A 13,961-nucleotide genomic window follows, 5' to 3' on the forward strand; every position below is an offset into this window, starting at 1 on the left:
GTCGCCGCTTTACGAGGTTACTGTGACTGATCTCCAGTACCAAAACAAAGACTGTGTCTTTCACTTGACGAAACCTCAGCTTTCTAAGGGTTTGGCGTCCAGTTTAACCCCCCTCCCAAAATTCACAGAGGGCTTATAACTAGGATGCAGAGAAAATATTATCCGCTGATCCACTAAGGTGTGACCTGCTCCGGTAAAGTGGATCTGCGGACAGACCATTCAATCTGGAGGAGCCGGGTGCATCTTTATATGGGTTTCCTTGCTGAAAGGCTTAGGAGACATACCTCTGACCTAGCCTCCCTGCTCACTAGCCGCATAAGTGAGCTTAGAAGCCGTCCGGGTCTAACCCTCTGTATTAAGCCGCTCGCTACTTCGAACCCTAAGCCCGTCTTCTTTGAGCCGGGCGAGTATGTGGCGGTTGGTATCGACGGCTCTATGGACTATGATGAGTTGCTGGAAATGCTTCTTTTCTACGTCTGCGCCACAGGATTTAGATGCGAGTTCAATATTGGTGATAGAGTTGACTTCAGCCTCGACCATGTAAGAAGGGATGAGCGGTTAGCGGCGTCCGCCTCGGTTCCGCTGTGGACAGAAGATCTATTCTACGTCACCGACGAGTCAAGCTCAACGGAATATGACTTGGCAAGGACGGCTGAGCGAATCCCATATGCAATGATGACTATGGCTGAGCTGTCACTTGCCCTCAAGGCTATAGAGGATGATGATGTGCGGCTACTCTTCATGGATAGGCCTCTGCATGGAACCTTCGGACCCTTGGCCCGCGACTTCAGGCATTGGTTGGATAGAAAAAGATCTATCCTGCTTGGTATGAAGACAAGCCATGGTCCCTTAACCTACTTGGACCTCTGTCTAGCCTTCGTCTTAGGGTCTGGCGAAAACTGGGTTCCGAAGAGAAGAGGTTACTACCCATTCGCCGCGGTCCAGAAACTCATGCAAATTGGCAGGCTTACGGCGAAAGATCTTCTCGCCGAATTGAGCGTTCCTGAAAAGAGTAGAAAATATGTCCTTAGGGGTCTGCTTAAGCTGCATAAATCCTCAGAGGATGGACTGTTCACAGAGGATTTCAACCTGGAAGATGAGAACTCAGTTCTGGAGCTTAAGAGCCATGTCAGAAATTATTGGCTGAGAGCAAGGGAGGCTGCATGGTCAGTGGTTGAGAGAATCTTTAGCTCAAATGAGCATCCACTGATGCTTAACGAAGGAAAATCCTGGCTGACAGTTCTAGACTTAAATGTGATAAATGTGCTGCTCATCCATATGCTGAGGGAGGAAGCCATAAGGAGAAGGGTTCTGGTCATAGGAATAGCCAAGGACACATCTGCATCCGACTATATTAGGGCTGTAATCCCATATGCAAGGTTTAGGGGCACAATATCAATGGAAGAGAAGCTTCCAAACCTAAGACATGACAGGGCCTTCCTAACGATCCTTAGCAGCACGAATCCTGAAACCTTTTCCGTCCCATGGCGGACCATAAGCTACGACTCATGCTTCGCAACAATGATCGAGGGTGATGGGAACATTGTGTTAAAGGCGGCGAGGAGGAGGATAGCCGTGGAGAGACAGTTTGTGAAAGGCTACTTCCAGATTAGACAGTTCAAATCAGATGAGGCGGTCAGGTCTCCGGCATTCATGTATGACAGGTTCTACATTCCAGAAGTGGATGAAGACTTCACTGCCGAGATCACAGCCACTGAAGGCGACCGTGAGACCTTGATCCAACCATACTGGGAAGGGGAAGATGAGAATCCACTCGACTCATTTATTCTCCAGATTCTATCCAAATGCGATAATCCGGAGGTCTTGGAGGCAGTTGGTCATAATCAACTATTATACCTTGCAGACAAAGCCGTGAAGAACGAGGTCAAGATGATGAGGGGTCTATTAAGGGGTGTCGCAGACCTTGAACTCGGAACTCTCTCGAGAAAACAAAAGATCTTTACAATAGCACGTAGATTTAGGGACATAAGGCGTGAGACCGAGGGCGCGAGGGAAAGAACCTTATCGGAGGGAGAGAACATTTGAGACAGATCTTCGACGACATGGATGGAGCATTCCAAGCGCGTTTAAGGGCTCACAGAACCTCGACTAGAACGTCGAGAACAGGAGAAGGCGAGTTGACGGTTACAAGTCAGGTCGCTGTTGCAGAAGCATCGTTCAGCCTCTCTGTTCTAGATAGGCTTCATGAGCCCAGCTTCATAGCCTTCAGAAGACCAACAATTAGTGGCGAGACCTTCATCATCTATGAAGTTGTCGCTGTTAGACCAATGCACTACCAAATGTTAGGCATGGATGTATCAGTCCCAAAGGTGATAAGGAAGGAGTTTTTAGAGACCATCAATCAGGGCTGGAAGGCAAGCGAAGAAACATGGATCGACATAATTGCAGTCCCAACAAACTATAGGCTCAACATTCAAGGCGGCGATATAACCTTTGAAAGATCAAACCTAACACCGCTCGTAGGAAGCGACGCGCATATCCTCTCAAAAGAGACTGTTAAGGAGTTTTTGTGTGTTGAGGGAGGTGTCGATGTCGGAACACTGATAGGATTCGATCTGCCACTAACCGTTAAGATCTCTGAAATGGTGCGATATCACACTGGAATATTCGGCTTCACCGGATGTGGAAAATCAAATCTCAGCTCAATACTGCTTAGAAAGTCATTAGACGCAATAACCAATCTATCAGTCGTCATCTTCGATGTTGCTGGGGAATACCTAATACATCTCCTAGACCTAGCCCCAAGATTCTTCTCCACAGAGGACTTGGGCGAGGACGTGGACAGGATTCTGGATTCACAGGCGATCCCAGAGACATTGGAAATGAAGATTGACAGGCATATAATTGCACAAGCAATCAGGAAACTAGTCCAGCAGGGAAGGGTGCAGAAGCTATCGCTTTCATATCCGATGGAGTATATACCCTTAACGTTGGGTCATATATTGGGCTTAATTGGCTCGATAGCGAGAGGTAGGAGCAAGGAATCGATCCAAGGGACGATCGCTCTCAACAGACTTAATATCTTTGCCTCGAAGAAGGGATATCGCGAGGAGACGAGACTGGAAGAAATCGCGGATGACATTGAAGCTAAGGACGAACTAAAAAGAATACTTGAGGATTTCTCAGCAACCATTCATCATTTATCCGGAACAGTTAAAGATATACAGGCCATACTCAGGGCCCTTGAAGAAGAAATCGATGAGGATAAGGACGTCAGCAACGGTGGAGGCATCAAAAACCCTGAATGGCTGGCTACCAAAGTAGCGATTGAAGATTTTAGAGGCATAAACGTCGTTTATGCGCCGGAACCTGTAGATGCTAGAGAGATCGTGAGCAGATTCGTAGATCGTCTTCTTTGGTTAAAGAAGACTAGGGGTGTTGGGAGAACTGTGCTTACCGTGCTTGATGAAGCACAGGAATTCATACCTGACAGGACGAGGAAGGATGACTATACGGAACAGTCTAACTTGGCGGTTGAGAGGCTTCTGCGCCAGGGAAGAAAATATAGGGCTAACTGCTGGATCTGCAGCCAACGGGTTGCGCATTTGAACGTGAATGCACTTCAGCAGCTGCATAGCTACTTTGTAAGCGTGCTTCCGAGATTTTATGATAGGATGGTTATCGCAGATGCGTTCAGCCTCAGTTATGACCTGCTTGACAGGACAACGGAACTAGACATAGGCGAATGGCTGTTTGTCTCTTATAAGGCGACAAAGCAGAGGAACGTCCCAGCCTTCGTCAAGACCCCTAACAATGAAGATATTGTCTCCGAAAATCTTCTTCGAGAATTCGCGTCATAAATGGACGTTTGAGTAAGGATCTGCAGCGGACAGGTTATGCTGTTTGCATTGAGTCGAGGTCGTCTAATCTCGTAACTACCAGCGCTAAATCCCCAGTTTCCCGAAATCTATTAAATAGGTGGATGAGGGCGCCAGGGCTCGAGTCATAACGTCCTCCGCCACGCCTCTACTTTCCTCAGGATTGTACATTGCCTCAACAAGCCTATCAAAGTCTAAATTATTGATTCTCTCGCAGCCAGCTCGAAGTGCGTTGATATTTAGCACAAGAGCTCTTTCAACAGGCATCCTTTCAGGATTGATGTCTATCCCAAATCTGCCTCTGTAACCGTACATCTTTAGGACGAGGAGCGCCGCGTACATCTGATCCAAGCCCAGAACGCCAACATTCAGGTCTTGATCATAGTTTCCGAGCGGCTGGCTATTCCAGTGGGTGTGAGCGAGTCTTCCCTCTCTAAGTATAGATGCAAGAGCGTATGCAAGCTCCTCATGGCCCATAAGAATATGACCGACCTCCGGGTTTAGGCATACAAGGCTATGTCCTTCTCCCAATATCTTTTTATTTTCCTCAGAAGTTAATAGGGATTCAACATTCCTCGCCATGAGAATGCCGTTTGCAGTATTCCTATAGATATTGTTTCCTCTAGGCTCATACGGTTTAGGTTCAATTGCCACCCTGACGCCTGGTACGGCATCCATTGCCTCCGCCAATCCTCTCTCGAAGTTCTCCCACATCAGATAGAACTCTGTTCCGATAGGGTTTTCATATCCATCGATACCTGGCCAGACGACGCAGAACTCGGTATTCAATTCCTTATTCATCTGGAGCGCTCTTATCGTACGGTCAATGGCTTTCCTCCTTACAGCCGGATTCATATTTGAGAGGGAGCCGAACTCGAAGGTCTTCTCATAGAAAAGGTTCGGTATAACCGTCACGAGATTTATGCCTGTCTCCCTTCTAAGGGCCTTATATTCGTCAATGGTCTCCTCATTGACCTCGTTTGGATAATGAGCCTCCAAACCGAAGCTAGAGTCGATGACACCCATATCATAAAGTGAGGCAACCTTCATCAGCACATCTTGAATAGAGCCTCGCTCTATATAGGCCTCATGGAAACGGCCCCCACCCGGGTAGAAGTACCATACACCAGCAGAGAAACGCGGCTCAAGATTGAAACTCTTCAGATGTTTAAGCATCTCATCTCTAGTCTTCACTTTCTTCTGGTCACGAAGATCAACCAAAACCATTTTTGATCAAGATTTACAGAATGCCGAATCATAAGATAAGACTTTTGCAGAGTTGGTGGAGAACAGCAAGGTTCTTATTGGAGACACTCCATCCATTAAAGGCGCTTTTGATCCGAAGCCTCACTTGCAGATACTACCTCTGCGCCCATAAGTTGGCCTATCTGAATCTCGTAGAGTTTAGCGTATAGTCCACCCTTAGACAAGAGTTCTTCATGAGTTCCTTCCTCGACTATCTTCCCCTTATCGATAACTATGACCCTGTCGGCTAGAAAGGTTGTAGATAGTCTATGCGCGATTATGATGCATGTCCTCCCTTTAAGAAGCTTCTTTAATGCCTCCTGTAATATGCTCTCTGTATAGGGATCGACGCTGCTTGTCGCTTCGTCTAAGATAACTATCTTAGGCTGTCTTACAAGGGTTCTCGTTATATTTATAAGTTGTCTCTGTCCCACAGAAAGGTTTGCACCGCCTTCAGTGACGATTGTCTTTAACCCTTCAGGCAGGGAGTTTAGGAGTGGTTCCAAACCAAGACTATGAATAACCTCTATAATTTCATCCTCAGTCGCATCTGGCTTCCCATAGCGAATATTCTCTAGAACCGTATCCCGGAATAGCACAGGCTCCTGCGGGACTAATGATAATTGGCGTCTAAGCGACTTCAGTCTCATCTTCCTAACATCAACTCCATCTATGAGTATGCGACCCTTTTGCGGATCATATAACCTAAGCACAAGGTTCGCGAGGGTTGTTTTTCCCGCTCCGGTCGGCCCGACAACTGCAAGTATCTCTCCAGGCTTGATATGGAGGTTGAACCCATCAAATACCTTGGTCCCATTATATCCGAAGGTTACGTTCTCAATTCCTATTTCGCCATTCTTAATTTCTAGGTCAACCGCGTCCTCAGCCTCTGTAACCTTCGGCTTCGCCTCAAGATAATCAAATATTCTCTCCGCAGCAGCTAGGGCTGATTGGAGCATGTTATAGTAAATTGTCAAGGTTATTATCGGGTTGAAGAACATCTCGACGTAGCTGTAGAAGGCTATAAGCGTCCCAATAGTTGTCTCGTTGTTGATGACTAAGTAGCCGCCGTAAAATATGAGCAGGGCTATAGTAGCAGCCCTTATCAGGCTTAGTACTGGGCGAGTTAGAGCCATAACCAGGGTTGCCCTAAGATTTGCACGCATCGTCTCATAGCTGACCCTCTCAAAACGTCTAAGGTTCTCGCCTCCCCTCTCAGAGAAGGATTGAGAGACCTTCATCCCAGCAACCGTTTGTTCAATATTTGATGTCAGCTCGCCGACCTTAGCGCGAACCTCCCGATATGCTCTATAGCTCCTTCGAGCCAAGAAAATGACTGAGACAACGATAAGCGGTATAAGCGACAATGTCACCAGTGTAAGATTTATGTTCAAGCTTAACATGGCTACCAGCGCACCGATTATCGTCAACGTGTTAAAAACGGCGTCGATGAAGCCTGTCGTAGCGGTCTGACCGACAGATTCCACGTCGCTTGTGAATCTGGATATAACCTGGCCAGCTGGCATCGTTGAGAAGAAAGAATAATCTAGCTCCACAGAATGGGCAAACAGCATTGACCGCAAATCGTAAAGTAGCCTTTGAGTTAACCACGCGATACTGTAGCTTCTCAGAATACCTAAGGCCCAGCCGCAGAGAGATATGACTGCGACGAGAATCGAATAGAAGATCAAGGCATCAATATTCCTCGCCATTATTCCGTCGTCGACGATGCGCTTTCCAAAGTACGGTCCTATCACATTCAGAATCAGGACGGCTGAGGCGACAACAGTGAAGAGCATCACTTTTATCTTATACCTCCAGATAAGCCTAAGGAGCTTCGCCATTATCTTAGAGGGGGGACTCTTAGGTTTGCCCTCTCCGCCCTCACGCGCATACCTGCCTATCATCCACCCCAATGTCTACTTAACCTCCCGTCTCTCCTGATGTGCGAACTGTGCATTGTAGATTCTCGCATATACGCCTCCAAGCCGCATGAGATCTTCATGAGTCCCATCTTCGACTACCTTGCCATTATCCATGACAATTATCCTGTCGGCTAGCTTGAGTGTTGAAAGCCTCTGGGTCACAATGAATGTTGTTCTCCCTTCTATGAGCTTTTTCAGCGCCTCAACTACCGTAGCTTCGGTCTCGGCGTCAAGGTTAGAAGTTGGATCATCAAGTATTAGGATCCTTGGATTCAATATAAGCGTCCTTGCTATTGAGAGCCTCTGTCTCTGCCCTCCGGAGAGTGTTACGCCTCTCTCCGCCACGTCTGTCTCATAGCCTTTAGGCAAACTTTCTATGAATTCATGTATGCCAGCTGCCTTAGCGGCTTCGACAACCTCGCTCATAGAGGCGCCTGGCTTCCCATATGTTATATTATCCTTTACTGTGCCAGCGAAGAGCAACACATCCTGATGAACTATGCCAATATTCCTTCTGAGAGACTTGACCTTAACATTCCTGACGTCTACACCATCTATCAGTATGCGCCCCTTTTGAGGATCATAAAATCTGGGTATCATTTTTATCAGCGTCGACTTGCCAGAGCCTGTAGGTCCGACTATCGCAACCTTCTCACCTGGTTTTACGTCAAGATTAACGTCCACCAAAACGGGTTTGCTTGCATCATACCCGAATGTAACATCCTCAAATCTTACATGGCCCCTCACATCCCTAAGATCGAGTGCATCAGGCTCCTCCTTAACCTCAGGCTCCATATCCATTATGTCAAATATCCTTGAAGCTGATACAGATGCCCTCTGATAATCAAGAACAAAGAACCCTAGACCAACAAGAGGTCTGTTAAGCATGGCTAGGTAGAGAAGGAATGCTGCGATGTCTCCTATACTCATGATCCCTGCAATAGCCCTTGAACCGCCATATAGAAATACTGAGACCTGGATGGCGGCTGATATTAGACCGATTGACGGCCATGAGACCGAAGCGTACTTTTGAAAACGCATATTCAAACCGTAAATTTTGTCTAGATTAGCTTTGAATGTCTTCTCGAAAATGTCCTCCACCGCCAAGGCCTTCAAAACTTTGACTGTAGAGGTATATTCTTGGACAGTGCTGTTGAATTGGCTCATGGCTATCCAGTTCTCTTCAAGAATCGGGAAGACCTTACGATTGAAGAGAATTGCGACCAACGCCAGCAGGGGGATAAGAGACATCGCGACAATTGTCAACTCCACATTTATGCTTAGCAGTATGTAAACGGCTATTGTCGACGAGAAAACCGCGTCCAAAAGCGGCATAGTTGCAAAGCTTATGAAACGATTCAGGTTGTCCATATCATTTGTTACCCTCACAATTATCTCGCCGATCTCAGCTCGATCATAGAAGCCGTACGAAAGCTCATGAAGATGCTTGTATAGGTCTAATCTTAGGCGATATATTGTTCTCTGCGCTATAAGCTCGAAAATGTAACGTACAAAAAAAGCCGCCACACCCTCAAGGAAAGTTAATAGAATAACCAGCAATGAAAGGGGCAAAAGCTTACTGGGATCATACGCAACGACAGAATTAAGAAGATCTCGAACATACCAGGGGATCATCATGGCCAGACATGTAGAAGCAAGCATCAGGGCAAGACCTAGCGTGAGAAACCTCCAGCCACTAACAACGTAGCTGAAAACCCTTAGTATAGATGATCTGGCCATTCTCCATCTCCGCTTGGACCCCGTCTATGGGCGATTTGATGCGAATAGCTTGGCGCCGATATAAAAGTTTTTCAGAATAAGCACACATTGCTATAGATCTTTAGTCCCCTTCCTTCACTCTCCAGATAGATAAGAGATAGCATTAAAAATGCGACTAGACGTTGAAGAAGACTTTTCAAGCCTAAAACCCAGCGAATACTTACATATAAACCCTCACTGGTTCACCGAGCATTCCTATATCAACACCCATTATTCCCGGTCCATGATATCTTGATGGTATCCGTCTGGAACGCGTGATTTTCGTTCCGCCTCTTTTAACGAGCTTATCCCTCAATAGTAAATCAGAATCAAGGTCTGCAAACCTAATGTTCTTTAATGCGGCTGCCAGGTGGGTCGCAGCCGCTATCCCAACCTCAGATTCTCCTGTGCATCCAATCATGCATGGTATGTCAGCAGCCTCTGTTATCGCCGCTATCTTCCTAGCTTTAGCTATACCTCCGCACTTCATCAGTTTTATGTTTATCATGTCTGCCGCCTCGAGTTCTATTACCCGTAATGCATCTTCAGCTGAGCATACACTCTCGTCGGCCATTATTGGAATAGGGGATTTGCGCCTAACTTCAACCATGCCTTCTAGATCCTCAGGCGGAACTGGCTGCTCTGCGAACTGGATGTTGAACCTCTCAATTCTGTTTAGAACCTCTACTGCCTGTTTTGGAGTCCAGCCCCCATTTGCATCAATTCTAAGCTGCAAATCTTCGCCCACCGCCTCCCTGATAAGTCTAATTCGCTCAACATCCTCGGTAGGGTTAACTCCAACTTTAACCTTTAAGACATTGAACCCGCTTCTAACGGCTTTGATGGCGTCCTTAGCCATCTCTTGAGGCTGCCTTATCCCCAGAGTAATATCCGTTAAGACTTCGGTTCTGTAACCTCCCAAGAGCATGAAAAGCGGCTTCCCAACAGTCTTACCGAAAATATCATGCAATGCCATATCGACCGCCGCCTTCGCCGCAGGGTTCCTGGCAACCGTCGAATCCATCATATCTAGAGTCCATTCAATCCTCAGTGGGCATGCGCCTATCATCTTCGGAGCTAAGAGATCCAGGGTCTGGATTACGGTCTCCGGGGTCTCGCCGGTAAGTCTCCTTGAAGGCGAAGCCTCACCCCAGCCAACAACGCGATAGTCAGTAACAATCTTTACGATTATGTTTTTGCTCATGTATGCGGTTCCAGGTGCAATTCTGAAAGGTTCACGGTAATCTAGGGAAACATTGTAAACCTCGATGCGTTGAATCCCCAAATCTGGCACCTACGAAGCACAAAACACTCATCTTTATTCTATATGTACTGATTAAAAGCTTTGTATACTCATAGAGGCGGAGGCATTTTAGGATGGTGGTGTTAATAATAGGAATATGGGTATGTTCTAGAACCTTCGAAAAGATTATATCTGACACGTTGGCATTAGAGAGGTTAAATTCGCCGAAAAAGGGTTCCGCCGTTCCATCTAACTGGTGCATGTAATGAGCGTTGCGAAACCAGTGGTCGAGTATGTCAACGCCATTAAGACCGAGAAGAGCTTATCCGCATCATTAGACACTTTCAAAAGGCTTATCAAATACCAGAAGCCTTACACTCACTTTCTGATTCTCATAGCCGCCCTTTCCGTTCTAAGATCTTACCTTTTCACACTCGAACCACTCTACACTTCACAGATTATTGACTTGGTAGTTATAGGCGGGAATGTAGGTGTACTACCTGTCCTCATACTTAAAATATTGATCGCCGTAGTCTCATTCGGCATCGTAAACTTCTTGATAACATATCTCCATGGCTACTCGGCGCAACTAGTTATCAGAGACCTTAGATCCGACTACTATTATTCGTTGCAGGACAAGTCATTCAGGTTTTATGACTCAGTCGCTGTGGGCGATCTGGTTTCCCGTGCCACGATGGATCTCCAGCCAGTTGAAGGCTTTCTAAGGTCTTGGGTTGGAACCCTAGGTAATGCTGTATTCACCGTAATCATCGTCTTTGGGACTATGTATTCTATAAGTCCAATTATGAGTATAATGTCAATTGTTCCCATGATCCTGGTATTCTACTTTACAAGTCAACTCTGGATGAAGACGATGCCGCTCTTCAGGAAAATGATGCTCATCTTGGGAAGACTCGGTGCGTATATACAGCAGAATATTATTGGAATGAGGGTTGTTCGGATTTTCCAAAGAGAAAAAGAGATGGAGGAAGGGTTTAAGCAGGTTGAGGAGGTCTATGTCAACACTGCCATCACGGCAGGGAGAATCCAATCTATTTATGCCCCATCCCCGCAGGCGATACTAACACTCGGAATAGTCATGATCTACCTTTACGGAGGAAACATGATAGCTTCTCCAGGGCGCCTGTTGACCATAGGCGAGCTTACCCTTTTTTCAAGGTATATGATGAGGTTGAGTTTTCCTCTTCGCGATCTAGGTCAGCTTGTCGGGACCTGGATAAACGCTTCAGCTGGCCTTGAAAGAATCTATGAAATTATGGATCTACCGGTGGATGTTAAAGACGAATTCAACGCGCAAGATATCTCCATCAAGTATGGCGAAGTCGTATTTGAGAATGTAACCTTCGGATATGACAAGAATAGACCTGTACTTAAGAAAATAAGTTTCAAGGTTAAGCCCGGAGAGAAAATAGCCATTCTAGGTGCAACTGGATCTGGAAAAACTACGCTAGTCTACCTAATTCCAAGATTTTATGACGTTGACTCTGGAAGTATAATTATTGACGGGGTCAACGTGAAGAAGTTTAAATTGTCCTCGCTGAGAAGGCAGATAGGCTTAGTTCTACAGGACGTCTTCATATTCACTGGAACCATTAGAGATAACATCGCATTTGGGAACCCAAACGCCTCAATGGACTCTATCATCAGAGCTGCAAAACTGGCCAGGATCCACGACTTTATCGAGTCGCTGCCAGAGGGATACAATACCATAGTTGGAGAGAGAGGGGTAACCCTGTCTGGCGGTCAGAGACAGAGAATAACAATTGCCAGAGCGTTATTAACTGATCCTAAAATCCTCATACTTGACGATTCATTATCATTCGTGGATGCTAAAACCGAGCAGGAGATTCAGGAAGCCATAGAGGAGGCTATGAAGGGAAGGACATGCTTCATAATTGCGCAGAGACTTTCCACGATAAAGAATGCCGACAGGATAATGGTTCTCGATGACGGTGAGATCGTCGAGTTTGGAACTCACGAAGAACTATTGGCGAAGGGAGGTATCTACAAAAAGATTTATGAGACTCAGTTCCTTGAAAAGGCGCCTCCTGAAATCTTAGAGAGGGAGATAACTGTACATGTCTAGCCCGTTCGGCGTCTTCTCGAAAGCTGAGGAGACAAGAAAAAGGACTGTTCCGGACAGGGTACTGATCCTGCGAATGTATGATTACGCTAAACCTTACAGGAGAAACTTAGCGGTTGGCGCGATAACCATAGTTCTAACAGCACTCACAGGGCTACTTTCACCTTACCTGCACAAGGTTGCGATAGACCAGATTATTCAGCCTGGAAACCTTATTGGTTTCCTCTGGTGGGTCCCCCTATTCATCCTTGTTACCCTAGCTAACTTCTTCTTCCAATATATTCAGCTCTTTCAGATGAGAATAGTAGGCGAAAAGGTTGTCGCTAGGATGAGAGACGAAATGATCCACAAGCTGCAGATAATCTCTCTAAGATACTTCTCAGAGGGCGAGATTGGGAGAATTCTCTCGAGGCCTGTGAATGACGCCAACACTGTCAGAATCTTCCTGAGAATGGGCCTGACAAGCATAATCCAGGATACGGCTTCCATATTAGGCGCTTTGATCATAATATTCTCTTTGAATGTGAAGCTCGCCCTGCTTGCGGTCGCCGTTCTACCGTTTGCCGTGACGTTGGCTTGGCTTCTCGGAAAAGTCTCCAGGGCAGCCTATAGAGACATGCTCTCAACCCTAGGAGGCCTAACATCAAGGATTCAAGAAAACCTATCAGGCATGAAGGTGATTAAATCGTTCGTTCAGGAGGAGAATGCCCTTGAAGAGTTTTCTACCGTCCAAGACAAGACTGTAAAGGCGAGTTTAAGGACCATAAGAATCTCAGCCGCTTACCAGCCGATCATACTCTACCTGAGGATAGCTGGGACAGCCTTGATCCTCTGGTATGGATCGCTAATGGTTTTAGGAGGAGAGATCACCGTAGGAACACTGGTAGCATTCATTGAATACCAGTTCTCATACTTCATGCCTCTAGTCGATTTGGTTTCCGTATACGACCAATACCAGTCCGCGATGGCCGCTATAGAAAGGATGTTCGATCTTATAGACACGAATGTTGAAGTTGGGGAAGCCCCGCCCGAGGAAGCCATAGAAATAAGCAGCATTGAAGAAGTCACATTCGAAAATGTCACATTTGGATATGACCCGAGGATACCAGTCGTCAAGAATGTAAGTTTCAGCCTTAAAAAACCTTATAAGCTGGCGATAGTCGGCCCCACAGGCGCAGGTAAGAGCACAATAATTAACCTCTTAGCGAGATTCTATGATCCGCTCGAAGGCAGAATATTAATCAATGGCTATGACCTAAGGAAGATTAAGATTTCATCTCTCCGCGATAAGATGAAGATAGTTCTTCAGGACTCATTCCTATTTCCAATGAGCGTAAAGGACAATATAAGGTTTGGAAATCCAGAGGCTTCGGATGAAGAGGTCGTTGAAGCAGCGAAAGCTGTCGGAGCGCATGAGTTTATAATGAAACTTCCCGGCGGATACGACTATATCATACAGGAAGGCTCCTCGAATATCTCGATCGGACAGAGACAACTCATAAGCTTTGCAAGGACGCTTCTAATGAACCCTCAGCTGCTGATCCTCGACGAAGCAACATCAAGTATAGACCCCTACACTGAGCTTGTGGTTCAGAACGCCCTAAAGAAGCTTCTTGAGAATAGGCTTGCCATAATAATAGCACATAGACTCTCAACCATAAGGCTCTGCAATGAGATCATTGTTTTAGATCAAGGCAGAGTAGTAGAAAGGGGGACGCATAAGGAACTTATGGAGAAGGGCGGGATATACAGTGCTTTCTACCGGATGCAATTCAAAGAGGAGAAGGGTCTGGAGATCGCGGCTAGAATTGGTTAGTAAAAGAACGGTGGAAAGCCTTCACGTTTGA

At 46.3% G+C, this 13,961-nt stretch carries 8 protein-coding genes; 4 read left to right on the plus strand and 4 right to left on the minus strand.

Annotated elements, in window-relative coordinates; genetic code table 11:
* Window positions 1-237 precede the first annotated feature (237 nt).
* The gene (locus NZ952_05645; GenBank protein MCS7120667.1) at window positions 238-2,046 is read left to right on the plus strand and encodes a DNA double-strand break repair nuclease NurA; all 1,809 of its coding nucleotides are present in this window, start codon (window positions 238-240) and stop codon (window positions 2,044-2,046) included.
* A complete protein-coding gene (locus tag NZ952_05650; protein ID MCS7120668.1) occupies window positions 2,043-3,821 on the plus strand; it encodes a DUF87 domain-containing protein in 1,779 nt (592 codons plus the stop codon). The genes NZ952_05645 and NZ952_05650 overlap by 4 nt, the downstream gene beginning before the upstream one ends.
* A gap of 84 nt (window positions 3,822-3,905) precedes the next feature.
* Here NZ952_05650 and NZ952_05655 read toward each other — a convergent pair whose 3' ends face one another.
* From NZ952_05655 to NZ952_05670, 4 genes are all read right to left on the minus strand, one after another.
* Complete coding sequence (locus NZ952_05655) at window positions 3,906-5,066, minus strand: TIM barrel protein (protein MCS7120669.1); 1,161 nt, start codon at window positions 5,064-5,066, stop codon at window positions 3,906-3,908.
* Window positions 5,067-5,161: 95 nt separating this feature from the next.
* Window positions 5,162-6,991 (minus strand): ABC transporter ATP-binding protein/permease, encoded by a 1,830-nt coding sequence (locus NZ952_05660; protein ID MCS7120670.1) that lies wholly within the window; start codon window positions 6,989-6,991, stop codon window positions 5,162-5,164.
* 12 nt (window positions 6,992-7,003) lie between these two features.
* Window positions 7,004-8,749 carry an ABC transporter ATP-binding protein/permease gene (locus NZ952_05665; GenBank protein MCS7120671.1) on the minus strand — a complete coding sequence of 582 codons (1,746 nt, stop codon included), beginning with the start codon at window positions 8,747-8,749 and terminating at the stop codon, window positions 7,004-7,006.
* Window positions 8,750-8,948: 199 nt separating this feature from the next.
* Window positions 8,949-10,052: a dipeptide epimerase gene (locus tag NZ952_05670; protein ID MCS7120672.1), complete on the minus strand. Its 1,104-nt coding sequence runs from the start codon at window positions 10,050-10,052 to the stop codon at window positions 8,949-8,951.
* 223 nt (window positions 10,053-10,275) lie between these two features.
* On the opposite strand from NZ952_05670, the gene NZ952_05675 reads away from it, so the two are divergent.
* Window positions 10,276-12,117, plus strand: a complete 1,842-nt coding sequence (locus NZ952_05675; protein ID MCS7120673.1) for an ABC transporter ATP-binding protein/permease — start codon at window positions 10,276-10,278, stop codon at window positions 12,115-12,117.
* Window positions 12,110-13,930: an ABC transporter ATP-binding protein/permease gene (locus NZ952_05680; protein ID MCS7120674.1), complete on the plus strand. Its 1,821-nt coding sequence runs from the start codon at window positions 12,110-12,112 to the stop codon at window positions 13,928-13,930. The genes NZ952_05675 and NZ952_05680 overlap by 8 nt, the downstream gene beginning before the upstream one ends.
* Window positions 13,931-13,961 lie beyond the last annotated feature (31 nt).

This window comes from Candidatus Bathyarchaeota archaeon (assembly GCA_025059045.1).
Taxonomy (GTDB): Archaea; Thermoproteota; Bathyarchaeia; order Bathyarchaeales; family DTEX01; genus JANXEA01.

Excerpts from the sequence above, each read along its gene's own strand:
- NZ952_05655 (MCS7120669.1), bottom strand. The coding sequence starts at position 5,066 with ATGGTTTTGGTTGATCTTCGTGACCAGAAGAAAGTGAAGACTAGAGAT.
- NZ952_05660 (MCS7120670.1), bottom strand. The coding sequence starts at position 6,991 with ATGATAGGCAGGTATGCGCGTGAGGGCGGAGAGGGCAAACCTAAGAGT.
- NZ952_05665 (MCS7120671.1), bottom strand. The coding sequence starts at position 8,749 with ATGGCCAGATCATCTATACTAAGGGTTTTCAGCTACGTTGTTAGTGGC.
- NZ952_05675 (MCS7120673.1), top strand. The coding sequence starts at position 10,276 with ATGAGCGTTGCGAAACCAGTGGTCGAGTATGTCAACGCCATTAAGACC.
- NZ952_05680 (MCS7120674.1), top strand. The coding sequence starts at position 12,110 with ATGTCTAGCCCGTTCGGCGTCTTCTCGAAAGCTGAGGAGACAAGAAAA.